The sequence below is a fragment of the Streptomyces sp. NPDC058274 genome, assembly GCF_042881375.1.
In the GTDB taxonomy this organism is placed as follows: Bacteria; Actinomycetota; Actinomycetes; order Streptomycetales; family Streptomycetaceae; genus Streptomyces.
Map to the genome: position 1 here is coordinate 176,640 of NZ_JBHVXW010000002.1, position 22,580 is coordinate 199,219.

Sequence of the window (22,580 nt, forward strand, 5' to 3'; positions counted from 1 at the left end):
TTTTTCTATGCGCAAGAAGACGTATGCGGCGGCCGCCCTGTTCGCCGCCGCCGCTCTGACCCTCTCCGCCTGCGGCAGTGACGACGGCAACAAACCGGTCGCCGAGGTCTCCGCGGAGGCCGGCTCGGAACGGGCCGCCACCGTGCTCGACCAGCCGTTCGAGAAGCCGGACCTGGTGCTCACGGACACCCACGGCAAGAAGTACGACCTCCGTGCGGAGACCAAGGGCCGGCCGACGCTGATCTACTTCGGCTACACCCACTGCCCCGACGTCTGCCCGCTGACGATGAACAACCTCGCCGTCGCCAAGAAGCAGCTGCCCAAGGCGGAGCAGGACAAGCTCCGCATCGTGTTCGTCACCACCGACCCGGACCGCGACACTCCCGCCGCGCTCGGCGAGTGGCTCAAGGGGATCGACTCCGACGTCGTCGGTCTGACCGGCGACTTCTCCACGATCCAGGCCGGCGCCCGCACCCTCGGCATCTCCATCGAGCCGTCGAAGAAGGACAAGAACGGCAAGGTCGTCTCCGTGCACGGCACCCAGGTGATCGCGTTCTCCCCGAAGACCGACGACGGCTATGTGCTGTACGGCGAGGACGCCACCGTGGACGACTACACCAAGGATCTCCCCAAGCTCATCAAGGGGGAGAACCCGTGAGGCGGTGCGCGGGATCCGCGGCGGTCATAGCCGCTGCGCTGACGCTGGCCGGCTGCGGGAACTCGGGTGGTTCGGCGGTCTCCACGGCCACCTCCGCCAAGCCCGACCTGAAGGTCACCGATGCCTATATGCCGGCGCCGGCCATGGCCGACATGGCGGCCGGCTTCTTCACCGTCACCAACTCCGGCGGGGCCGACACCCTGACCTCGGTCACCAGTGACCTCGCGGGCGACATCACGCTGCACTCCACCCGGGGCGGCGCGATGGAGGAGGAGAAGTCCTTTGCCGTACCCGCGCACGGCACGCTCGACTTCGCCAGCGGCGCCAACCACGTCATGTTCGAGAAGCTGACCCACAAGCCCGAACAGGGCGAGAAGGTGTCGGTGGAGCTGCACTTCGCCAAGTCCGGCACGGTGCGGGTCTCCATGCCGGTGAAGTCCGCGACGTACAACCCCGAGACCGGGCACTGAGGGAGGGATCAACCTTGACGCAGGCCACCGCTCCCCGAGCCGGTCTCCGGACCGGTCTCCGCGGGGCTCGCCGCGGCGCTCCGCCCACCGCTCGTCCCGCGGCTCTCCGGGTACGGACGCTGCTGTTGCTGTTCGTCGCCGTCGTCGGCGTGCTGCTGGCCGGAGCCGCGCCGGCCTCCGCGCATGCCGCGCTGACCGGCAGCGACCCCCAGCAGGGAGCGGTGGTCGACAAGGCGCCCGCACAGGTCTCGCTCACCTTCTCCGAGAACGTCGCGCTGTCCGACGGCTCGGTGCGCGTCCTCGACCCCAAGGGCCGGCGGGTCGACACCGGCAAGACGTCCGACCTGGGCGGCACCACCTACGGCGTGAAGCTGCACTCGGGCCTGCCCGACGGCACGTTCACCGTCACGTACCAGGTCGTGTCGGCGGACAGCCACCCCGTCTCTGGCGCCTTCACCTTCTCCATCGGCGCGCCCTCGCAGACCTCCGTCGCGCTGTCCGACCAGACGGCCGGCGGCGGAGTCGTGGGCGGGCTCTACGGCTTCGGGCGCTACGTCTCGTACGCGGGCTTCATCCTCATGATCGGCGGCGCGGCCTTCGTGCTGGCCTGCTGGCAGCGGGGTGCGGGGGTACGTCCGCTGCAGCGGCTCGTGGTCTCCGGGTGGCTCGCGCTCACCGCGGCCACGCTGTTGCTGCTGCTTCTGCGCGGCTCGTACACGGGCTCCGGGAAGATCGCCGACGTCTTCGACCTGAGCCTGCTCGGGCAGGTGCTGCAGACCAAGACGGGCGCGGCACTGGTCTCCCGGCTGCTGCTCCTCGCGGCGGGCGCGCTGTTCATCGCGGTGTTGTTCGGGGCGTACGTGAAGCGAGACGGGGCCGTCGAGACGGGTGATGGCTCCGTCGAGGCGTCGGGCAGGTCCGGGGGCGCGGACGCCGGGCGGGCCGGGGCGACCGGCACCGGCGCGGACGCCGGTCAGGACGCCACGCAGGACGCCACTCAGGACGGCGAACTGAGCGGCGCGCGGGACACCGGGGCGCAGGACACCGCCCTGGCCGACGAGCCGGACGACGGTCTCGCGGCCGGTCTCGCGGACGATCCGGCGGACGAACTCGCGGACGAACTCGCGGTCGATCTCGCCGCCGAGCAGAAGGACCTCACCTTCGGGCTGGCGATCGGCGGCACCGTCGTCGCGGCGGGCCTGGCCGCGTCCTGGGCGATGTCCGAGCACGCCTCGACCGGACTCCAGCCGGGGATCGCGATGCCGGTCGACGTCCTGCATCTGCTGGCCGTCGCCACCTGGCTGGGCGGGCTCTCGGCGCTGCTCGTGGCGCTGTACCGGGCCCCCGCCGACCAGCAGATCGACACGGCGTCCGTCCGCCGTTTCTCGCGCGTCGCGTTCGTCAGCGTGGTCACCCTGGCCGCGACCGGGCTCTACCAGTCGTGGCGCCAGGTCGGTTCCTGGTCCGCGCTCACCGACACCTCGTACGGCCAACTGCTCCTCGTCAAGGTCGGCCTGGTCGCGGTTCTTGTCGGCATCGCGTGGATCTCCCGGCGCTGGACCGCGCAGCTGTCGGAGCTGCCGAGCGCTGAGGTCGCCGCGGCCACCGTGGTGGAGCAGCGCGCGATGGAGAAACAGCACGCCACCGTCCCCGCCTCCGGTGCCAGGGAGCCGGGTTCAGGGCCGGGTTCAGGGGAGACCGCTTCCGGAGACACCCGGCGCGCGGCCCAACTGGCCCGGCAGCGGACCGCCGTGGCCACCGCGCGCGAGAAGCGCATCCGGGACGCCGACCCGCACCGCTCGGGGCTGCGCCGTTCGGTGCTCACCGAGGCGGGCATCGCCGTCGTCCTGCTCGCGGTCACCACCGTACTGACGTCCACCGAACCCGGCCGTACGGAGGAGGAGGCGCAGGCGGCCACCGCGTCTGCCTCGCAGCGGTCCGGTCCGCTGTCCCTGACGATCCCGTTCGACACCGGGGGCCAGGACGGCGAGGGCACCGTGCGACTGACCCTCGACCCGGCGCGCGTCGGCGGCAACGACATGCACGTCTTCGTGGAGCGGCCGAACGGCAAGGCCTTCGACGTGCCCGAGGTGAAGGTCGCCTTCGACCTCGACGCGAAGGACATCGGCCCGCTGCCGGTGGTACCCGACCGCATCGCCACCGGACACTGGACGGCGACCGGGGTACAGATCCCCATGGCGGGCGACTGGAAGATCTCGGTGACCGTGCGGACCTCCGACATCGACCAAGCGACCGTGAACAAGAACGCGAAGATCGGCTGACCTCACCATGGCTGACCAGTCCCCTCCGGAGGCCACTTCCGAAAACGCCTCCCCCGGGAGGACCACTTCGGAAAACGGCACCCCCGGGGAGGCCGTTTCCGGAAACGGCACCCCCGGGAAGGCCACTTCCGAAAAAGCCCCTCCCCATGGGGTCTTCTCGCGGCGGCGACTGCTCGGTACCGCCGGTGCTACCGGTCTTGCCCTGGGCGCGGCCGGCGGCGCCGCCGGCTACGCGGCGGCCCCCGCGAGCGAGAAGGTCACCCCGCTGAGCTCGCTCGGCGCGCACGCGGTGACGTTTCACGGGAAACATCAGCCGGGCATCACCAACGCCCTCCAGGCGCGCGGTCACCTCGTCGCCTTCGACCTGACCGCGGGTGCGGGCCGCAAGGAGGCCGCCGCACTGCTGCGCCGCTGGTCGGCGACGGCCCAGCGCCTGATGGCGGGCGAGGCGGCGGCACACGACGACACGGACGTCGCCCGCGACGCCGGCCCCTCGTCCCTCACGGTCACCTTCGGCTTCGGCCACAGCTTCTTCGCACGTACGGGCCTGGAGAAGCAGCGCCCGGTCGCCCTCGACCCGCTGCCCGACTTCTCCTCCGACCGGCTCGACAAGCAGCGCAGCAACGGCGATCTGTGGGTGCAGATCGGCGCCGACGACGCGCTGGTCGCCTTCCACGCGCTGCGGGCCATCCAGAAGGACGCGGGCGGCGCGGCCCGCGTGCGCTGGCAGATGAACGGCTTCAACCGCTCGCCCGGTGCGACCGCCCAGCAGGGCCTGACAGCACGCAATCTGATGGGCCAGATCGACGGCACCCGTAATCCCAAGCCCGCGGAACCCGACTTCGACCAGCGGATCTTCGTGCCGGCCGGCGGCGACCCGACCTGGATGGCGAACGGCTCGTACGCCGTCGTACGCCGTATCCGCATGCTCCTCGACGACTGGGAGCGGCTCCCGGCCAAGGAGCAGGAAGACGTCATCGGGCGCCGGAAGTCGAACGGGGCACCGCTGACCGGCGGCACCGAGACGATCCCGATGAACCTGGACCTGACCGGTCCCGACGGCAACCTGGTCGTCCCCGTCAACGCGCACGCCCGGATCACCCGGCCCGACCAGAACGGGGGCGCGGCGATGTTGCGCCGGCCGTTCTCCTTCCACGACGGCTTCGCCGCGGACGGGGCGCCCGACGCCGGCCTGCTCTTCGTCTGCTGGCAGGCCGACCCGCTGCGCGGCTTCGTCCCCGTCCAGCGCAAGCTCGACCGGGGCGACGCGCTGTCGCCGTTCATCCGGCACGAGTCGAGCGGCCTGTTCGCCGTGCCCGGTGGGGCGGCGGAGGGGGAGTACGTGGGGCAGCGGCTGCTGGAGGGGTGAGTCACCCCGAAGCCCCGGGACCGCGGCCGTCTCCTGCGGTGTGAGCCGGGTCGCGCAAGGCCCATTAGGGTGAGGTCATGCCAGCCAGCTACGCGTATCTCGGTCCCGAAGGCACCTTCACCGAAGTCGCCCTGCGCACGCTTCCGGAGGCTGCCACGCGGGAGCTCGTCCCGATGGTGTCGGTGCCCGCCGCGCTCGACGCCGTCCGCAACGGCGAGGCCGAGGCCGCGTTCGTCCCGATCGAGAACTCGGTGGAGGGCGGCATCACCACGACCCTCGACGAGCTGGTCGCGGGCTCCCCGCTGATGATCTACCGCGAGGTGCTGCTCTCGATCACCTTCGCGCTGCTGGTCAGGCCGGGCACGAAGCTGTCGGAGATCAAGACCGTGACCGCGCACCCCGCCGCCCAGCCGCAGGTGCGCAACTGGATGAAGGCGAACCTCGCGGAGGACGTGCTCTGGGAATCCGCGGCCTCGAACGCGGACGGTGCGCGACTCGTCCAGGAGGGTCGGTACGACGCCGCCTTCGCGGGCGAGTTCGCGGCGGCCACGTACGGTCTGGAGCCGCTGGAGACGGGGATCCACGACGCGGAGAACGCGCAGACCCGCTTCGTCCTGGTGGGCAGGCCGGCCCGCCCCGCTGCGCCCACGGGCGCGGACAAGACGTCCGTCGTGATCTGGCAGGGCGACGACCATCCCGGTGCGCTGCTGGAACTGCTCCAGGAGTTCGCGGTGCGCGGCGTCAACCTGATGCTGCTGCAGTCCCGGCCCACCGGTGAGGGCATCGGCAACTACTGCTTCGCCATCGACGCCGAGGGCCATATCTCGGACCGCCGGGTCGGCGAGGCGCTCATGGGGCTGAAGCGGGTCTGCCCGCAGGTGCGCTTCCTCGGGTCGTACCCGCGCGCGGAAGTCGACCCCCAGGACGTCCGGGCACCCCGGGCCGGCACGTCCGACGGCGAGTTCTCCGCGGCGTCCGACTGGCTGGCCCGCTGCCAGGACGGCCGTTTCTAGACGTCCACGCTGCCGGGACAGCCGCTTCCAGGTGTCCGACCTGCCAGGACAGCCGCTTCCAGGTGTCCGACCTGCCGGGACAGCCGCTTCCAGGTGTCCGACCTGCCAGGACGGCCGCTTCCACGCGTCCGCGCTCCCAGGACGGCCGACGCCCCCAGGCGTCCGCGCTCCCAGGACGGCCGCTTCCATCCGTCCGCGGGTGGCCGGCACGCCCCATCGCGGCCGGTCCTACCAGCAGATTTGCGTCATCCACAGAGTTATCCACAGGCCAGCTTCTCGACCTGGGGACAAGTCGACAACGAAGCATTACATCGTCGACAAATCGCCCTACAGCCCTCAACTTCGTCCACAGCCCCACAGGTCACCCCTCGTCCACCCTTTTCCCTTGATCAATCCTTTGGAGCGAACCATTTCCACTCGAAAGTGGGTGTAGGGATGGTTTGGCCCGGGAATTCTTCGTCCGTCATGCGGCTTTCGGAACGATCACTTCCGGCATCCACAGATCTTCCACACAGCCTGTGGATAACTTTCCGGAGAGGCGGACCCCTGTGGACAACCACCTCCCCAAGTCCCGCTCCCCGCAAGGGATTCCAGTCAACGCCACAGCGCCACCCTGCCCCCTTTCAGCGAGTACCGCCCCTTTTATTGACGATCATTGACGGTCTATTGGTGATCAATAGCGATCGCGGGCCGGGGCCTTGAAACCGGCGGTGATTCATTCCGTCATTTCGCCCATAACGGAACATATGGAGCGAGCCGGAATATCGGGTCGTGGGCCCTGAGCGGGCACCGGTAGCCTTGAGGGGTGATTGACCTTCGCCTGCTCCGTGAGGACCCTGACCGTGTGCGCGCGTCTCAGCGCGCCCGTGGAGAGGACGTCGCGCTCGTCGACGCCCTCCTCTCTGCCGACGAGCGGCGCAGGTCGTCCGGCGTCCGCTTCGACGAGCTCCGTTCCGAGCAGAAGGCGCTCGGCAAGCTGATCCCCAAGGCCTCCGGCGACGAGAAGGCCGAGCTGCTGAAGAAGGCGGGCCAGCTGGCCGCCGACGTCAAGACAGCCGACGCCGAGCAGCACGAGGCGGACGAGGAGACCAAGCGGCTGCTGCTCCAGCTCGGCAACCTGGTGCACCCGGACGTGCCCGTCGGCGGCGAGGAGGACTTCGTCGTCCTGGAGACGCACGGCACGATCCGCGACTTCGGCGCCGAGGGCTTCGAGCCCAAGGACCACCTGGAGCTCGGCGAGGCGCTCGGCGCGATCGATGTCGAGCGGGGCGCCAAGGTGTCCGGTTCGCGCTTCTACTACCTGACGGGCGTCGGCGCCCTGCTGGAGCTCGCCCTCGTCAACGCGGCGATCGCCCAGGCCACGGAGGCCGGCTTCATCCCCATGCTCACGCCGGCGCTCGTCCGCCCGCGCGCCATGGAGGGCACCGGCTTCCTCGGCCAGGCCGCGGAGAACGTGTACCACCTGGAGAAGGACGACTACTACCTGGTCGGCACCTCCGAGGTCCCCCTCGCGGCGTACCACATGGACGAGATCATCGACGCCGACAAGCTGCCGCTGCGGTATGCGGGCTTCTCGCCGTGCTTCCGCCGCGAGGCCGGCACGTACGGCAAGGACACCCGCGGCATCTTCCGTGTGCACCAGTTCGACAAGGTCGAGATGTTCTCGTACGTCAATCCCGAGGACGCGGAGAGCGAGCACCAGCGGCTCCTGGAGTGGGAGAAGCAGTGGCTGACCGCTCTTGAGCTGCCTTTCCAGGTCATCGACGTGGCCTCGGGCGACCTCGGCTCCTCCGCGACCCGCAAGTTCGACTGCGAGGCGTGGATCCCGACCCAGGGCAAGTACCGCGAGCTGACCTCCGCCTCCAACTGCGAGGGTTTCCAGGCTCGTCGTCTGTCGGTCCGCATGCGCGACGGCAAGAAGGTCCAGCCGCTCGCGACGCTGAACGGCACGCTGTGCGCCGTACCGCGCACGATCGTCGCGATCCTGGAGAACCACCAGCTGGCCGACGGCTCCGTGCGGGTGCCCGAGGTGCTGCGTCCGTACCTGGGCGGCCGCGAGGTCCTGGAGCCGGTCGCCAAGTGACCGGCTCCCCTGGGCCGACCGGCTCGTTCCCCTACAAGCTCGTCGCGACCGATCTCGACGGGACGCTGCTGCGCTCCGACGGCACGGTCTCGCAGCGCACGCGTGAGGCGCTCGCCGCGGCCACCGCGGCGGGCGCCGCGCACATCGTCGTCACCGGACGGGCGGTGCCCTGGACCCGGCACATACTCGATGACCTCGGATACGACGGGCTCGCGGTGTGCGGACAGGGCGCGCAGGTGTACGACGCGGGGGAGCGCCGGCTGCTCACCTCGGTGACCCTGGACCGGCAGCTGGCCGGTCTGGCGCTCGCCAAGATCGAGGCCGAGGTCGGACCGCTGCTCCTGGCGGCGAGCCGCGACGGTCTGGACGGCGAGGTGCTGGTCGGCCCCGGCTACCGGGTGCACGAGGGCCCGCTCCCCTACCTCCCGATCAAGGACGCCGATGACCTCTGGTCGGCTCCGCTGAACAAGGTGTACGTCCAGCACCCGACTCTGTCCGACGACGAGCTCGCCCAGGTGGCCACGCAGGCCGCGGGCGGTCTGGTCGGCGTCACGATGGCGGGCGAGGGCATCGTGGAGCTCCTCCCCCTCGGCCTCTCGAAGGCCACGGGACTGTCCTTGGCGGCGCGCCGTCTGGGCATGAAGGCCGCGGACACGATCGCGTTCGGCGACATGCCGAACGACATCCCCATGTTCGCCTGGGCTGCCCACGGCGTGGCCATGGCCAACGCCCACCCCGACCTCAAGGCCGTGTCCGACGAGGTGACGACCTCCAACGAGGAGGACGGGATCGCGGTGGTCCTGGAGCGGTTGCTGGGCTAGCGGTTGCCGCACGACGGTCGGACTGGCGGTTGCTCGGCCGGCGGACGGCCCGGCGGTTGCTGGGCCGGCGGTCGGCGCGTCGTGCTGGTTCTTGCGGAGGATGCGCGGATCGAACGCGCGCGGGGTTGACCCCGACCACGGCTTAGCAAGCCGGTGCCTTGCCTCTCGGCCAATCCTCCGGGTGGGCGGCCCGCGCGAAGAACGCGCGCTCGAAGCGGCCGCCCCGGACAGCTCCCCGTGCGGGCGGGCTTCACGGAGGGGTAACTACTCCGGAAACCGCCGCGGGCTGCCCTGCCGGGAACTCGACGGACTGCTACTGAAGGGCATCGTCGCGCTCCTCTCCCGGAATCTGGCGCCGACTCGAACCGGCGGTGTGTACACAACCACTGTGCCGACGGGCCGACTTGGACGCCACTGATTAAACGATCGGGCACGGCTGTGGGCTGAGCTGCCTACCGGCGGCGCCACCTGCGTCGACGGGCCTTGCTGAAGAACCAGCCGGCGGGCGGCTCGTCGGAGCGCCAGGGCTGTGGGTCGGGTCCGCCGTCGCGCCAGCGGGCGGCGAGCATCCGGGCGCGGGCGGACGGCTCCTCCTGATCGGCGGACCGTATGAAGTCCTCGTCCAGGACGAGGTCGTCCCAGACGTCCCCGGATCCCTCGCGACCGTCGTTGTGCGGTTCCTCGACTGCCATTCCCCGTTCCTCCCGGCCGTGCAGCCCCTTTGCCAGTGTGCCTCGACACAGGTGAAGCCGATGTCAAGAAAATGGGGCTCCACGCGTGCGTGCACGGCGACAGACGGCACGCGCGCGTGGAGGCCCCGCCCCGCTCACTCCTCGCCGGCCAGCTTCAGCGTCCGGAGCTTCTGTCCCGCGTACCAGGTGGCGAGCACGGTGACCGAGACCAGCAGCACCGTCGCGGTGGTCAGCCCCACGTCCGAGGTGACGAGGTCCCCGCCGGTGACCTTGTGGGCCACGGCCAGCGACCACTGCTGAACGCTGAGCGTGCGCGCCCCGGCGACGAGCGACCCGAAGAGGGCTTCCCAGACGAGGGCATAGACGAGACCGAAGACCACCGCGTGCCGGGTCACCGTCCCCAGGAGCAGGAAGAGCGCCGCGTACGCGATCGAGGCGACCAGGGCGGCCACGGTGTAGGCGACGGCGATCTGCTGGCCGTTGCCGTTCAGGATCAGGCCCGCAATGAAGGTCGGGATCGCGGAGAACGCCATGGTGACGGCGACGGCGACGATCAGCTTGGTGAAGATGATCGTCGGCCGCTTCAGCGGCTTGGCGAGCAGATAGACCACGGAACCGTCGTCGATCTCGGGCCCGATGGCTCCGGTGCCCGCGATCACGCCGATGATCGGCACCATCGTGGCGAGCGCGAAGCCGCCGAGCACGTCGGCCGCGACCTGGTCGTCGGCGCCGGTCAGGGCGCGCACGACGCCGGCGATCACGATCAGCAGCAGGGGCAGGGCGCCCAGGATGAGGGCCCGGCGGCGGCCGAGCAGGGCTCGATAGGTGAGCCGGGCGACTGTGGGGTCATACATCTTGGGCCTCCTACGCCGCGACGAGATACGAGAAGACGGACTCGAGGGACTCGTCCGACGGCGAGACCGTGAGCAGCCGGATGCCGTGGTCGCGGGCGACCCGCGGCAGCAGGGCGGTGAACCGGCCGAAGTCGACCGCCTGGATGCGCAGTGCGCCCTCCGCCAGGTCCACCTCGATACCGGACGTCGACGGGTCGGCGATCAGTGCGGCCGCCAGCGCGCGGTCGTCGCTGGAGCGGACGAGATAGCGGTGCGGGCGGTCGGTCATCAGGCGCCGGATGCGCCGGAAGTCGCCGCTCGCCGCGTGCCGGCCGGCGACGATCACCTCGATGTGCGCGGCGAGTTGCTCGACCTCTTCGAGGATGTGGGACGAGAACAGCACCGTGCGGCCCTCGTCGCCCATGCGCCGCAGCAGGTCCATGAGCTGCATGCGCTGGCGCGGGTCCATGCCGTTGAAGGGCTCGTCGAGCAGCAGCAGCGACGGCTCGTGGACGAGCGCGGACGCCATCTTCACGCGCTGGCGCATGCCCTTGGAGTACGTGGAGATCTTCCGGTCCTGCGCGTACTCCATCTCGACCGTGGCGAGTGCCTTCTGGGCGGCCTTCTTGCCCAGGCCGTGCAACTCGGCGTTGGCGACGACGAATTCGCGGCCGGTGAGGAAGTCGTACATCGCCTCGCGCTCGGGGACGATGCCGATGTGCCGGTAGATCTGTTCGTTGCGCCAGACCTGCCGGCCGTCGAGGGTGACGGTGCCGGTGGAGGGGGCGAGGAAGCCGCCCATCATGTTGATGAGGGTGGACTTCCCCGCGCCGTTCGGGCCGAGCAGGCCGGTGACGCCGGGGCCGATCGTCATCGTGATGTCGTTGACCGCCACCACGTTGCCGAACCAGCGTGAGACGTGGTCGATGTTCAGCGTGGTCACAGTCCGACCTTTCGGTAGCGGCGCATCATCAGGCCGTAGCAGCCGGCGATGAGACCCAGGACGACGATGAGGTAGACGACGCCCTGCGCGGACGTGGGTCCTTCCCCTGCGGGGAAGGAGGAGCTCGCGCCGAGGAAGGCGGTCTGCACGCCGTCGATGAGCGTCACGGGCGAGAAGAGCCCGAGCCAGGGGACGGCCGAGGTGCTGGACTGCGAGTCCGCGATGGCCTGGAGGGTGGAGACGGCGCCGTAGGAGATGGTCAGGACGGCGATGACGGCGGCGATGCCGAAGCCGCGTCGTGGTGTGATCGCCGAGATGACCAGGCCGATGCCGGCAAAGAGCAGGGAGAGCAGTGCCACGGATACCAGCCCCTGGGCGAATCCCTTCGTCTGGTCGGAGAAGTCGAGCTTGGCGAGCAGGGCGCCCACGTAGAGCACCAGCAGCGGCGCGGCCGTGAGGATGAACATCGCCGAGGCGAGGGCCGCGTACTTGGCACGCACGTAGTCGGCGGTCTCGATGGGGCGCGAGAAGTACAGCGGTACGGTCTTGAAGCGCAGGTCGCGCGAGACGGACTGCGGCGCCTGGGAGGCGACGTAGAGACCGATGACGGCCTGCAGGACGATCGCGTAGCGCGTGTAGTCGAGGGGCAGGTCCTTCGCCTTGGTGGCGACGGCGACCGCGACCATGATGGCCGCGGGCACGCACATCACCACGAAGAGCAGCATCGGCAGCACCTTGGACTTCACCGAGCGCCCGAGGCCGTAGGCACCGCGCAGGGACTGCGAGTACAGCGAGCGGCGGGCGTAGGCGCGGCCGAGGCGGGGGCCGTCGTAGTTGCGGTAGCCGATGTTGTGGATCCGGGTCTGCTCACCGCGCTGGGTGAGGGGCTGCTCAATGGCCATGGCCGATCGCCTCCTTCCGTGCGCTCTGCGCGTGCGGGTCCGTCTGCGCGTGCGCCGGCTCGTCGCGGAAGACCTCCGCGATGTGGTGCCTGCGCTGCTCCATGCGGACCAGGCCCAGGCCGAGGCCGGCGACGATGTCGCGTACGACGTCGTACGTCTCCTCGCCCTCGGCGGTCAGCAGCAGGACGTGTCCCGCGCCGGGCAGTCCGCTGCCGTCGTGGGTCTCGATCCCGCGCGCGTGCAGCACCTCGCGGACCGCGCGTGTGCCGTCCGGGTGCTCGTCGGTGTCGGTGACCTCGATGGCGAGGGTCGTGGTGGTCTGGGTGAAGTCGGTGGTGGAGCTGGAGCGCAGCAGCTTGCCGCCGTCGACGACCACCACGTGGTCACAGGTGCGCTCCAGCTCGCCGAGGAGGTGCGAGGTGACGAGCACCGAGATCCCGAAGTCCGTGTGGATACGGCGGATCAGGCCCAGCATCTCGTCACGGCCGACCGGGTCGAGGCCGTTGGTCGGCTCGTCCAGGAAGACCAGTTGCGGGTCGTGGACAAGGGCCTGCGCGAGCTTGACGCGCTGCTTCATACCGGTCGAGTAGCCACCGATGGGGCGGTAGCGCTCCTCGTAGAGCCCGACGTGACGCAGTGTGTCCGCGGTGCGCTCGCGGGCCGCGGTCGGCGGGAGGCCGGACATGCGCGCCATGTGGACGACGAACTCGGTGGCCGAGACGTCGGGCGGCAGGCAGTCGTGCTCGGGCATGTATCCGACCCGCTCGCGGATCTCGCCGCCCTGGGTGGCGACGTCGAGTCCGAGCACTTCGGCACGGCCCTCGGTGGCGGGGGACAGACCCAGCAGGATCTTGATCAGTGTGGACTTGCCGGCTCCATTGGCTCCGACGAGTCCGGTCACACCGGGCCCGACGTCCACGGAGAGCCGGTCAAGAGCGGTCACCCGTGGGAACCGCTTGCTCAGGCTTTCGGTCGCGATCACAGTCACGTTCTCGAAGGTAGTGGCGCACGCCACACGGGTCGTCACCCCGTGGAGCTGTATCGGCGTCAGACTCCAGTCGTACGGGCCCGTAGGGGTCCCCCTGAAGTCGAACAACCCGGCGGCCGCCGGAGCACTCACGGCGACGGCGCGGTCCGGGGCCGGTCCGGTTGTCCACAGGCCGCACTTGTCCACAGGCTTTCCGCCCGCCTATTGACGCAGCCTCTAACAATTGTCACATTCATCAGTGTCAAGTTACGAGCGCGTACGGCGATCGGCGTGGGACGGACGGTGGCATGAGCTCAGCAGTGGCCTCATCAGTGGACTCACCGGGGGCGGCCGGACTCTCCGCGGAGTTGCGGGGCTTCAGGGAGGTGCAGCGCCTCGCGTACGAGTGCGCGGAGGCGGTCGCGGCGCAGCTGAAGCCGGGCGTGACCGAGCGCGAGGCGGCGCGCATGCAGCGCGAGTGGCTGGGCGAGCGCGGGGTGCGGGACTGGTTCCATCTGCCCTTCGCCTGGTTCGGCGACCGCACGGCGTTCGTGAACTTCCGGATACCGCTGCAGTTCTTCCCCACCAACCGCCGCCTGGAAGCGGGCATGCCGTTCATCCTCGACATGGCCCCCGTCCACAAGGGCTTCACCGCGGACATCGGCTATTCGGGCTCGCTCGGGCCGAATCCCCTCCAGGACAAGCTGCTCGCCGACCTGGAGGCGCACCGCGAGCTGATCCTGCGCGAGGTGCGCGAGCGCCGCCCGCTGCGCGAGATCTACGAGGACGTGGACCGGCTCATGGTCCGCCAGGGCTATGCGAACCGGCATCGTGCGTACCCCTTCGGTGTAATCGCCCACAAGGTGGGCCGGGTGAAGGAACGCCCTTGGTCGCCGCATCTGTTCGGGTTCGGCACGCAGTCCCTGAAGGGGCTGGCGAGTGACGCGCTCCACGGGCACCGCGACGGCTGGTCGCCGCTGTGGTCGCCGTACACATTCTCCGACCACCCGCCCCGGCCGGGGCTGTGGGCGGTCGAGCCGCACCTCGGATTCCGGGGCACGGGCGCGAAGTTCGAGGAGATCCTGGTCGTCACGGACTCCAAGGACCCCGAACAGAGCGCGTTCTGGCTGGACGACGATCTGCCGCATGTGCGGCGCTGGGCGGAGGGCGTGTGATGGCGGGGCCGGCAGGGGCGCGGGAGCGCTGGGTACGGACGGGCGGGGTCGAGCTGTGCGTCGCCGAGCTGGGCGACGAGAGCCGGCCCACGGTGGTGCTCGTCCACGGCTATCCGGACTCCAAGGAAGTGTGGTCCGAGGTCGCGGTGCGGCTCGCCGAGCGCTTCCACGTGGTGCTCTACGACGTGCGCGGGCACGGCAGGTCGTCCGCGCCGCAGCCGCTGCGCGGCGGGTTCACGCTGGAGAAGCTGACGGACGACTTCCTGGCCGTCGTCGACGCGGTCAGCCCCGACGAACCGGTGCACCTGGTGGGGCACGACTGGGGTTCGGTGCAGTCCTGGGAGTTCGTCACGGTCGCGCGCACGGAGGGTCGCATCGCGTCCTTCACGTCGATGTCGGGGCCGTCCCTCGACCACTTCGGGCACTGGATCAAGCAGCGCGTGAAGCGCCCCACCCCGCGCAGGGTGGGCCAACTCCTCGGCCAGGGAGCCAAGTCCTGGTACGTGTATCTGCTGCACACCCCCGTCCTGCCCGAGCTCGCCTGGCGCGGGCCGCTCGGCAAGCGCTGGCCGAAGATCCTGCAGCGCGTCGAGAAGGTGCCGGCGGACGGCTATCCGACCCCGTCGCTGCCCTCGGACGCGGCGCACGGCGCCTGGCTGTACCGGGACAACGTGCGGGCGCGGCTGAGCAGGCCCCGCGTCGACGCGTACGCACACGCGCCCGTGCAGCTCATCACGCCCCTGGGGGACGCGTTCCTCTCCGAGCGGCTGTACGACGGGCTGGAGACGTGGGCGCCGCAGCTGGTGCGCCGCACGCTCCCGGCCAAGCACTGGATTCCGCGCACCCGTCCCGACCAACTCGCTTCCTGGATCACCGGGTTCGTGACGGCGAACGAGGGCCGCGCAGGCGGTGTGCCCGCGCTCGGCACGGGCGCCACCGGCAAGTACGCCGACCGGTTCGGCGGGCAGCTCGTGCTCGTCACCGGCGCGGGCAGCGGTATCGGACGCGCCACCGCCTTCGCGTTCGCCGAGGCCGGCGCGCGCGTGGTGGCCGTCGACCGGGACGCGGAGGGCGCCGCCCGTACGGCGGAGATGTCCCGGCTGATCGGCTCCCCCGAGGCCTGGGCGGAGACGGTCGACGTCTCCGACGAACAGGCCATGGAGAAGCTCGCCGAGAAGGTCGCCTCCGAGTACGGGGTGCTGGACGTGCTGGTGAACAACGCGGGCATCGGCCTCTCGGGCTCCTTCTTCGACACGACGGCGGAGGACTGGAAGAAGGTTCTCGACGTCAATCTGTGGGGCGTGATCCACGGCTGCCGGCTCTTCGGGAAGCAGATGGCCGAGCGCGGACAGGGCGGCCACATCGTCAACACCGCCTCGGCCGCCGCGTACCAGCCCTCGAAGGCGCTGCCCGCCTACAGCACCTCCAAGGCGGCAGTGCTGATGCTCAGCGAGTGCCTGCGCGCGGAGCTCGCCGGCCAGGGCATCGGCGTCTCGGCGATCTGCCCCGGCTTCGTCAACACGAACATCACCTCCACGGCGCGCTTCGCCGGGGTCGACGCGACCGAGGAGAAGCGGCGCCAGAAGAAGTCGGCGCGCTTGTACGGGCTGCGCAACTACCCGCCGGAGAAGGTCGCCGACGCGATCCTGCGTGCGGTGGTCCGCAACCAGGCCGTCGTCCCCGTGACACCCGAGGCGCGCGGCGCCCACCTGATGTCCCGCTTCACACCGAAGGCGCTGCGCGCGATCGCCCGCCTGGAGCCGCCGCTGTGAGCGACCAGCAGTCCGCGGGCTCCCAGGAGCACTACGCGATCACTCCGCGCCGGGTCGCCTTCGACTGGGAGCGCACCCCGCTGCACTGGATCCCGGACGAACCGACCGCGACCCATGTCATCAATGTGCTGCATCTGCTGCTGCCGGCGGGGGAGCGGTGGTTCGTGAAGGTCTTCAAGGAGGGCCTCCCGCTGGTCGACGACCCCGAACTCCTCAAGGACGTCAAGGGGTTCATGGGGCAGGAGGCCACGCACAGCGTCCAGCACGCGTACGTGCTGGACCATCTGGCGGCCCAGCACCTCGACACCGACGGCTTCACCAAGTACGTCGACTTCCTCTTCGAGAAGCTGCTCGGCGAGGAGCCGCCACTGAAGGCGCCTCTCCCGCCGGCCGAGTGGCTGCGCTTCCGGCTGTCGGTGGTCGCGGCGATCGAGCAGTTCACGGCGGTGCTCGGCAACTGGGTGCTGGCCGCCGAAGGCCTGGATCGCGCCGGGGCCGACGAAGTGATGCTCGACCTGCTGCGCTGGCACGGCGCGGAGGAGGTCGAGCACCGCGCGGTCGCCTTCGACATGTACCAGCACTGCGGCGGCGAAGGCCTGCCCCGGTACGCGCGCCGGGTGGCCGGCATGGCGGTCACGGCTCCGGTGATGCTCTATCTGTGGGCCTGGGGCGCGGCCTACCTCATCCGCCACGACCCCCAGCTCCCCGGCCGGCCGCGCTACTCGCTCGCCGCCCACAACAGAGCAGTGCGCAACGGCCTGTTGCCCAGCTGGCGGGAGCTCGGCTCGGCGATACCCCGCTATCTGCGCCGGTCGTACCACCCCTCGCGGGAGGGGTCGCTGCGTGCGGCCGTGGAGTATCTGGCACGGTCGCCCGCCGCGCGGTCGGCGGCCGGGGCGATCGGGCGGGCGGCCATCGCGTAGGGCACCGGGAAGAGCAGACGACATGACGACAGCGGAGAGGGGGGAGAGTGAACGGCGAGCCGGCCGGCATCGCGTACCGGATCGAGGACCTGGCGCACCACAGTGGCGCCACGGTCCGGACGATCCGCGCCTATCAGGACCGCGGGCTGCTCCCCCGTCCGGAGCGGCGCGGCCGCGCGAACGTGTACTCGGACACGCATCTGGCGCGGCTGCGCCGGATCGCCGGCCTGCTGGACCGCGGCTACACCCTGGCGTCGATCAAGGAGCTCCTCGAGGCCTGGGACGCGGGCCGGGGTCTCGGCGGTGTACTCGGGCTGGTCGCCGAGGTCGACGGGCCGTGGACGGACGAGGAGGCCGCGCGCATCACGCGGACGGAGCTGGCCGAGCGGTTCGGAGGCGGCCCGGACGACGCGGCGGTGGCCGACGCCGTCGAGCTGGGTGTGCTCGAGCGCGTCCCGGGACAGGACGACCTGTACGTCGTACCGAGTCCCCAAGAGCTTGCCGTGGCAGTGGAGTTGCACGGCGCCGGGGTCCCGCTGTCCGCGATCTCCTCGCATCTGCGGGAGTTGAGGGGACAGGTGGAGCACATCGCCTCGCGCTTCCTGGAGTTCACGACCGAGCACGTGTTCGCGCGCTATCTGGGCGAACATCCGCCGACCGACGCCGACGCGGCCGAGGCAGCCTCGCTCGTACGCCGGCTGCGCCCCCTCGCACAGCAGACGGTGGACGCCGAACTGGCCCGTGCGATGCGCCTGTTCGCCACTCGGCACCTGCGCCGGCAGCTTGCGGCCGAGCAGCCGCCGGAGCAGCCGCAGGAGTCGTCCGGCGTCACGATTCCCGCCGCCACACTGCGGGCCGTGGAAAGGCTGGTTGGCGCGGACCAGGCGGCCGCCTTCATCGCCTCCGCCGCCGAACGGGAGGTCCAGAAAAGGACGTTGGACCGACTGGCAGCAAATCATCGCGAGACAGCCGAACTTGACGAAACCACCTAAATCGCCTGCCACTTGTCCACAGAATCGCCAATTCCCCTGTGGATAACCGGACTTGGTTGTGGATCAAACCTCCCGGGCCAAAATCAAATGCGTGATCAGCGTCTCGCCAGGCACCCTGGCCGGATGGAAGAACCGCTGGAAGAACCGCTCGAAGAACCGCTGGAAGAACCGATCGGTGAAAGACGCACCGTGAAGGTGTCGAAGTACCTCTCGAAACATCTGCGGCACCAGCCGGAGCGGATCGGGCTCACGCTCGGCGAGGGCGGCTGGGTCGAGGTCGACACGCTGATCGCCGCGGCCGCCGCGCACGGCTTCCGGTTCAGCCGCGCCGAGCTCGACCACGTGGTCGCCACCAACGACAAACGGCGCTTCGCGGTCGAGGGCACCCGGATCCGCGCCAGCCAAGGCCACTCCGTCGACGTCGACCTCGGACTGCCCCCGGCGACCCCGCCCGCGTACCTGTACCACGGCACCGTGTCCCACAGCCTCGACGCGATCCGCGCCGAAGGCCTCCGTGCCATGACCCGGCACGACGTGCACCTCTCCGCCGACCGCGAGACCGCCACCCGCGTGGGTGCCCGCCGCGGCCGTCCGGTCGTCCTCTCCGTCGATGCCGCCGCCATGCACCGCGACGGACACGTCTTCCGCGTCAGCGCGAACGGGGTGTGGCTCACTGCCGCCGTACCCCCTGGATATCTGCGGTTTCCGGGCGCGGATTGACTTGGTGCGGGGGCCCGGACTGACTTGGTTCGTGGGCTCGCGTTGACTTCGTTCGTGGGCCCGGACTGGCCTCATGCGGGGCCGGGTACCCGGCGGATCCCGCCCGGTGCATGATCAACGGCATGCAGCACCTGCCCAGTACCGAAGCCGCCGTCACCGCCCTCCGCGCGATCGCCGACGAGTACGCCCTCGAGATCGAAGTCAGCCACGACGTCGGCGCCGACCAGACGTCCCGCCGCAGCGCAGCGGGAGTCGGCGTGACCACCGACCCGGACGGCTCGCTGCCGCACGAGGCCTTCGCGGAGTTCGGCGGAGTGCCCCGGGTGACCGTGCGGCTCTACCCGGACGACGACGCGCTGATCACCGTCGAGGGCATCGAGTGCCCCGACATCCCCCGCGACGACGTCCCCGCGTTTCTGCGGTCCGTCTTCGGCGGCCTCGCGTATGTGAAGGCGCGCCGCTTCCCGCCCGGCTACCGCCTGGTCGTGCCGCTGCCCGGCGACCGGACTCACAAGGAGTACGTCCCGATGATCCTCCTCAGCCCATGGCTGAGCGGGCGCGTGCGCTGACGGGTCCGTAACCCATGGCTGAACGGCCGCGTGCGCTGACGGATCCATACCCCGCGGCTGAACGGCCGCGTGCGCCGATGGTTCCGTAACCCATGGCTGAGCGCGCCGACCCTTCCGTAGCCCGCGGCTGAACGGCCGCGTGCGTCGGCCGTTCCGTCCTGCGCTTAGGCTCGACGGCATGAGTTTGCGTCTGAGCACCGTGATCCTGCCGTACCGCCGCTGGCACGAGGGCGGCCGTTCCGCCTGGCAGCGCGCAGAGCAGCTCGGTTTCCACACCGCGTTCACGTACGACCACCTGTCCTGGCGGACCTTCCGGGACGGCCCGTGGTTCGGCGCCGTACCGACGCTGACCGCCGCGGCCGCCGTCACCGAGCGCCTCCGTCTCGGCACGCTGGTGACCTCGCCGAACTTCCGGCACCCGGTGACCCTCGCCAAGGAACTGATCTCCCTCGACGACATCTCGAACGGCCGGATCACGCTGGGCATCGGCGCGGGCGGCACCGGCTTCGACGCCACGGCGCTGGGCCAGGATCCCTGGACGCCGCGCGAGCGGGCCGACCGCTTCGGCGAGTTCGTTCCGCTGCTCGACCGCCTCCTCACCGAGGACGGCACGCAGGGCGTCACGTACGACGGCTCGTTCTACTCGGCGCACGAGGCCCGCAACATCCCGGGCTGTGTGCAGCGGCCCCGGCTGCCCTTCGCCGTGGCCGCGACCGGCCCGCGCGGGCTGAGGCTCGCCGCCCGCCACGGCCAGGCGTGGGTGACGACCGGCGACCCCAAGCTGTACGAGAACGGCACCCCTGAGCAGTCGGTTCAAGCCATTCGCGGACAGATCGAGAAGCTGGGCACGGCCTGTGCGGAGGCCGGCCGGGACGCGGCCGGGCTGGACAAGATCCTGCTCACCGGGTTCACCCCGGACCGCGCCCGTCCGCTGGAGTCCCTCGACGCCTTCGTCGACTTCGCCGGCCGGCACGCGGCCCTGGGGATCACCGATATCGTGATCCACTGGCCCATCCCGGACTCGGACTTCGCGGCCGACGAGAAGATCTTCGAGCAGATCGCCATGGAGGCGCCGGCCCAGTTGGCGTGAGCCGACCGGTGACCGCCGACAGCGGGGCGTAACGGCGCTGGTGGGGACCGTAATCACTCACCCGTGCGGACCGCCGCACACACGTGCGCGCATATGCGGGAGAATGGCCGACGTGACCTCAGCGACTCGACGGCCCGAGACCCCGGCCTCCACCGTTCCCACCCGGCTGATCGCCACGGATCTCGACGGCACTCTGCTGCGCGACGACAAGTCGGTGTCGAAGCGCACGATCGCCGCTCTCGCCGCCGCCGAGCGGGCGGGCATCGAAGTCTTCTTCGTCACCGGTCGTCCGGCCCGCTGGATGGACGTGGTCAGCGACCACGTCCACGGCCACGGCCTGGCGATCTGCGGCAACGGAGCCGCCGTGGTCGACCTGCACGGCGGCCCCGGCGCCCACCGTTTCGTCAAGATCCGCGAACTGGAGCCCCGGACCGCGATCGACGTCATCCAGCTGCTGCGGTCCGCCGCCCCCGGCACCGTCTGCGCCGTAGAGCGCACTTACGGCCTCCACCTCGAACCGGGCTACCCGTCGCTGCACATGGAGCCCCCGGAGATCGTCGCGCCCGCCGAGGAACTGCTCGCGGCGGACGGTCTCGACGCGGACCAGCCGGTGCTCAAGGTGCTCGCGTACCACCACGAGCTCGCCCCGGACGACTTCCTCACCGTGGCCCGGGCAGCCATCGGCGACCGGGCCAACGTCACCCGCTCCAGCCCGAGCGCCCTGCTGGAGATCAGCGGCCCTGGCGTCTCCAAGGCGAGCACGCTCGCGCAGTGCTGCGCCGAGCGCGGCATCTCCCACGAGGAGGTCGTCGCCTTCGGGGACATGCCGAACGACGTCGAGATGCTCACCTGGGCGGGCCAGTCGTACGCCATGGGCAACGCCCACCCCGCCGTGATCGCCGCGGCCTCCGGCCAAACGGTCGCCAACAACGAGGACGGCGTGGCGGTCGTGATCGAGCGGATCCTCGCGGAGCGGTTCTAGGCGGTCTGGCGGTTTCGGCCGGTCTGGCGGTTCCGGCTGGTCTGGCGGATCCGGCAGTTCCGGCAGTTCCCGCTAGTGCTGCTCGCAGGCCGCACGCCGTAGCAGTCAGCAGTCAGCAGTCAGCGCCATCCTGGCGGAGTCACAGCTCGACCCCGTGCTCGGCCAGCCACGGCACCGGGTCCACGGCCGTCCCCATGTCCGGCGTCACCCGCACCTCGAAGTGCAGATGCGGGCCCGTCGAGTTGCCGCTCGTGCCCGACTGCCCGATCCACTCCCCGGGCGAGACCCGCTCCCCCTGGTCGACGGTGACCGCCGCGAGATGCGCGTACTGCGTGTAGTAGCCGTTCCCGTGCTTGACCACGATCTCGATGCCGAACGGTCCGCCGCACGCCACCCGCACCACACGCCCCGCCGCGACCGACCGCACCGGTGTCCCGATGGGCACCGCGAAGTCCTGCCCGGTATGCCGGTTCGCCCAGCGTTCGCCACCGCTGCCGAAGCTCGCGGAGAGCTCGTACGACTCGACCGGCGTGACCCACGCCCGCGTGGAGCGCGTTCCGGGCTGGTCGAGCTGCACGGCACCGCGGCACGAACCAGCCGCCACCGAGGCGTCGGCCTGCCCCTGGAGTGTGGACCGCGCCTCGTCGAGCTTCGCCTCGATCGCCTTTTTCACCACGGCGAGTTCCCCGTTGCGCTTCTCCAGCGCCTGCCACTCCGCCGCTGCCTTCGCCTCGTCCGCGGCGAGCCTGGCCTCCGCGCGCCGGCTCTTGGACACGGCGTTGTTGACCGCCAGATCCGCCTGCCAGACGGCACGCCGGCCTCGCATCAGCTCCTCGGGGCTGTCCGCGAGCAGCATCTGCGCGGTGTAGGGGAGTCCGCCGCCCTGGCGGTACTGGGCCCGCGCGATCCGGCCGAGGTCCCCGTGCAGCACGCCGATCTCCTGCCGTTCCCGCGCGAGGAGCTCCTCGGCCCGCTGGGCCCGGGCGCGCTGGGTGACGGCCTCCCGCCGGCCCCTCTCGTACTGCCGCGTCGCCACGGAGACGTCTTCGTACAGCCGCGCCACCTGTGCGCTGATGCCGGGTACGTCCCCGGATTCGCCGTCGGCGGTCGTCGGGGCGGCCGCGAGGAGCGCGAGCGCGCACAGCGGCGCCGACACGAGCAGGGGACGGCGGCGAGATGGGCGCATGCCTGCGATCGTGTCCCGTCCCGGTGCCCGCGGTCATGTTCTGGTCGTACGCCTGGGGGACCGGCCGCCACGGATGGACCACCCTGTTCGGCCGAACAGGGGCCTGCTCCGGGCGTGTTCGCCGCGCATCCGCCGGCG

The 22,580-nt window shown here is 70.6% G+C and carries 21 protein-coding genes and 1 tRNA gene; 15 read left to right on the forward strand and 7 right to left on the reverse strand.

What is annotated here, in order from left to right:
• Window positions 1-7 precede the first annotated feature (7 nt).
• From ACFVYF_RS05275 to ACFVYF_RS05305, 7 genes are all read left to right on the forward strand, one after another.
• Window positions 8-658: an SCO family protein gene (locus tag ACFVYF_RS05275; RefSeq protein ID WP_389451060.1), complete on the forward strand. Its 651-nt coding sequence runs from the start codon at window positions 8-10 to the stop codon at window positions 656-658.
• The gene (locus ACFVYF_RS05280) at window positions 655-1,128 is read left to right on the forward strand and encodes a copper chaperone PCu(A)C (RefSeq protein ID WP_389451063.1); all 474 of its coding nucleotides are present in this window, start codon (window positions 655-657) and stop codon (window positions 1,126-1,128) included. The genes ACFVYF_RS05275 and ACFVYF_RS05280 overlap by 4 nt, the downstream gene beginning before the upstream one ends.
• A gap of 119 nt (window positions 1,129-1,247) precedes the next feature.
• Complete coding sequence (locus ACFVYF_RS05285) at window positions 1,248-3,410, forward strand: copper resistance CopC/CopD family protein (RefSeq protein ID WP_389452077.1); 2,163 nt, start codon at window positions 1,248-1,250, stop codon at window positions 3,408-3,410.
• Between the two features lie 7 nt (window positions 3,411-3,417).
• Entirely contained in the window at window positions 3,418-4,779 is a 1,362-nt protein-coding gene (gene efeB / locus ACFVYF_RS05290) for an iron uptake transporter deferrochelatase/peroxidase subunit (RefSeq protein ID WP_389451065.1), read from the forward strand.
• A gap of 77 nt (window positions 4,780-4,856) precedes the next feature.
• Window positions 4,857-5,792, forward strand: a complete 936-nt coding sequence (pheA, locus tag ACFVYF_RS05295; RefSeq protein ID WP_389451068.1) for a prephenate dehydratase — start codon at window positions 4,857-4,859, stop codon at window positions 5,790-5,792.
• An 805-nt stretch (window positions 5,793-6,597) separates the two neighbouring features.
• On the forward strand, window positions 6,598-7,875 hold the full coding sequence (serS, locus tag ACFVYF_RS05300) for a serine--tRNA ligase (RefSeq protein WP_389451071.1): 1,278 nt from the start codon (window positions 6,598-6,600) through the stop codon (window positions 7,873-7,875).
• Window positions 7,872-8,696 (forward strand): HAD family hydrolase, encoded by an 825-nt coding sequence (locus ACFVYF_RS05305; protein ID WP_389451074.1) that lies wholly within the window; start codon window positions 7,872-7,874, stop codon window positions 8,694-8,696. Before serS ends, ACFVYF_RS05305 begins: the two co-directional genes overlap by 4 nt.
• Window positions 8,697-8,790: 94 nt before the next feature.
• Here the strand turns inward: ACFVYF_RS05305 and ACFVYF_RS05310 are convergent.
• From ACFVYF_RS05310 to ACFVYF_RS05335, 6 genes are all read right to left on the reverse strand, one after another.
• Window positions 8,791-8,875: transfer RNA gene (locus ACFVYF_RS05310), tRNA-Ser, on the reverse strand.
• Window positions 8,876-9,148: 273 nt separating this feature from the next.
• On the reverse strand, window positions 9,149-9,388 hold the full coding sequence (locus tag ACFVYF_RS05315) for a hypothetical protein (RefSeq protein WP_383287877.1): 240 nt from the start codon (window positions 9,386-9,388) through the stop codon (window positions 9,149-9,151).
• A 134-nt stretch (window positions 9,389-9,522) separates the two neighbouring features.
• Window positions 9,523-10,242 carry an ABC transporter permease subunit gene (locus tag ACFVYF_RS05320; RefSeq protein WP_389451077.1) on the reverse strand — a complete coding sequence of 240 codons (720 nt, stop codon included), beginning with the start codon at window positions 10,240-10,242 and terminating at the stop codon, window positions 9,523-9,525.
• Window positions 10,243-10,252: 10 nt separating this feature from the next.
• Window positions 10,253-11,164 carry an ABC transporter ATP-binding protein gene (locus ACFVYF_RS05325; protein ID WP_389451080.1) on the reverse strand — a complete coding sequence of 304 codons (912 nt, stop codon included), beginning with the start codon at window positions 11,162-11,164 and terminating at the stop codon, window positions 10,253-10,255.
• Window positions 11,161-12,066 carry an ABC transporter permease gene (locus ACFVYF_RS05330; protein WP_389451082.1) on the reverse strand — a complete coding sequence of 302 codons (906 nt, stop codon included), beginning with the start codon at window positions 12,064-12,066 and terminating at the stop codon, window positions 11,161-11,163. The genes ACFVYF_RS05325 and ACFVYF_RS05330 overlap by 4 nt, the downstream gene beginning before the upstream one ends.
• Window positions 12,056-13,048, reverse strand: coding sequence for an ABC transporter ATP-binding protein (locus tag ACFVYF_RS05335; RefSeq protein WP_389452079.1), 993 nt, complete (start codon window positions 13,046-13,048; stop codon window positions 12,056-12,058). Before ACFVYF_RS05335 ends, ACFVYF_RS05330 begins: the two co-directional genes overlap by 11 nt.
• 293 nt (window positions 13,049-13,341) lie before the next feature.
• On the opposite strand from ACFVYF_RS05335, the gene ACFVYF_RS05340 reads away from it, so the two are divergent.
• From ACFVYF_RS05340 to ACFVYF_RS05375, 8 genes are all read left to right on the forward strand, one after another.
• On the forward strand, window positions 13,342-14,208 hold the full coding sequence (locus ACFVYF_RS05340) for a M24 family metallopeptidase (protein WP_389451084.1): 867 nt from the start codon (window positions 13,342-13,344) through the stop codon (window positions 14,206-14,208).
• Window positions 14,208-15,980 carry an SDR family oxidoreductase gene (locus ACFVYF_RS05345; RefSeq protein ID WP_389451086.1) on the forward strand — a complete coding sequence of 591 codons (1,773 nt, stop codon included), beginning with the start codon at window positions 14,208-14,210 and terminating at the stop codon, window positions 15,978-15,980. The genes ACFVYF_RS05340 and ACFVYF_RS05345 overlap by 1 nt, the downstream gene beginning before the upstream one ends.
• The gene (locus ACFVYF_RS05350; protein ID WP_389451088.1) at window positions 15,977-16,903 is read left to right on the forward strand and encodes a metal-dependent hydrolase; all 927 of its coding nucleotides are present in this window, start codon (window positions 15,977-15,979) and stop codon (window positions 16,901-16,903) included. Before ACFVYF_RS05345 ends, ACFVYF_RS05350 begins: the two co-directional genes overlap by 4 nt.
• A 47-nt stretch (window positions 16,904-16,950) precedes the next feature.
• Entirely contained in the window at window positions 16,951-17,895 is a 945-nt protein-coding gene (locus ACFVYF_RS05355) for a MerR family transcriptional regulator (protein ID WP_389451091.1), read from the forward strand.
• 171 nt (window positions 17,896-18,066) lie between these two features.
• Complete coding sequence (locus tag ACFVYF_RS05360) at window positions 18,067-18,615, forward strand: RNA 2'-phosphotransferase (RefSeq protein WP_389452082.1); 549 nt, start codon at window positions 18,067-18,069, stop codon at window positions 18,613-18,615.
• A 110-nt stretch (window positions 18,616-18,725) separates the two neighbouring features.
• Complete coding sequence (locus ACFVYF_RS05365; RefSeq protein WP_389451094.1) at window positions 18,726-19,184, forward strand: hypothetical protein; 459 nt, start codon at window positions 18,726-18,728, stop codon at window positions 19,182-19,184.
• Window positions 19,185-19,362: 178 nt separating this feature from the next.
• On the forward strand, window positions 19,363-20,274 hold the full coding sequence (locus ACFVYF_RS05370; protein ID WP_389451097.1) for an LLM class flavin-dependent oxidoreductase: 912 nt from the start codon (window positions 19,363-19,365) through the stop codon (window positions 20,272-20,274).
• A 112-nt stretch (window positions 20,275-20,386) separates the two neighbouring features.
• On the forward strand, window positions 20,387-21,256 hold the full coding sequence (locus ACFVYF_RS05375; RefSeq protein WP_389451100.1) for a Cof-type HAD-IIB family hydrolase: 870 nt from the start codon (window positions 20,387-20,389) through the stop codon (window positions 21,254-21,256).
• Between the two features lie 139 nt (window positions 21,257-21,395).
• Here ACFVYF_RS05375 and ACFVYF_RS05380 read toward each other — a convergent pair whose 3' ends face one another.
• Window positions 21,396-22,442, reverse strand: a complete 1,047-nt coding sequence (locus ACFVYF_RS05380) for a M23 family metallopeptidase (protein ID WP_389451103.1) — start codon at window positions 22,440-22,442, stop codon at window positions 21,396-21,398.
• Between the last annotated feature and the right edge of the window lie 138 nt (window positions 22,443-22,580).

Coding starts and splice junctions, on each gene's coding strand:
- ACFVYF_RS05275 (WP_389451060.1), top strand. CDS start 8: ATGCGCAAGAAGACGTATGCGGCGGCCGCCCTGTTCGCCGCCGCCGCT.
- efeB (WP_389451065.1), top strand. CDS start 3,418: ATGGCTGACCAGTCCCCTCCGGAGGCCACTTCCGAAAACGCCTCCCCC.
- pheA (WP_389451068.1), top strand. CDS start 4,857: ATGCCAGCCAGCTACGCGTATCTCGGTCCCGAAGGCACCTTCACCGAA.
- ACFVYF_RS05315 (WP_383287877.1), bottom strand. CDS start 9,388: ATGGCAGTCGAGGAACCGCACAACGACGGTCGCGAGGGATCCGGGGAC.
- ACFVYF_RS05320 (WP_389451077.1), bottom strand. CDS start 10,242: ATGTATGACCCCACAGTCGCCCGGCTCACCTATCGAGCCCTGCTCGGC.
- ACFVYF_RS05330 (WP_389451082.1), bottom strand. CDS start 12,066: ATGGCCATTGAGCAGCCCCTCACCCAGCGCGGTGAGCAGACCCGGATC.
- ACFVYF_RS05340 (WP_389451084.1), top strand. CDS start 13,342: ATGAGCTCAGCAGTGGCCTCATCAGTGGACTCACCGGGGGCGGCCGGA.
- ACFVYF_RS05345 (WP_389451086.1), top strand. CDS start 14,208: ATGGCGGGGCCGGCAGGGGCGCGGGAGCGCTGGGTACGGACGGGCGGG.
- ACFVYF_RS05365 (WP_389451094.1), top strand. CDS start 18,726: ATGATCAACGGCATGCAGCACCTGCCCAGTACCGAAGCCGCCGTCACC.
- ACFVYF_RS05370 (WP_389451097.1), top strand. CDS start 19,363: ATGAGTTTGCGTCTGAGCACCGTGATCCTGCCGTACCGCCGCTGGCAC.
- ACFVYF_RS05380 (WP_389451103.1), bottom strand. CDS start 22,442: ATGCGCCCATCTCGCCGCCGTCCCCTGCTCGTGTCGGCGCCGCTGTGC.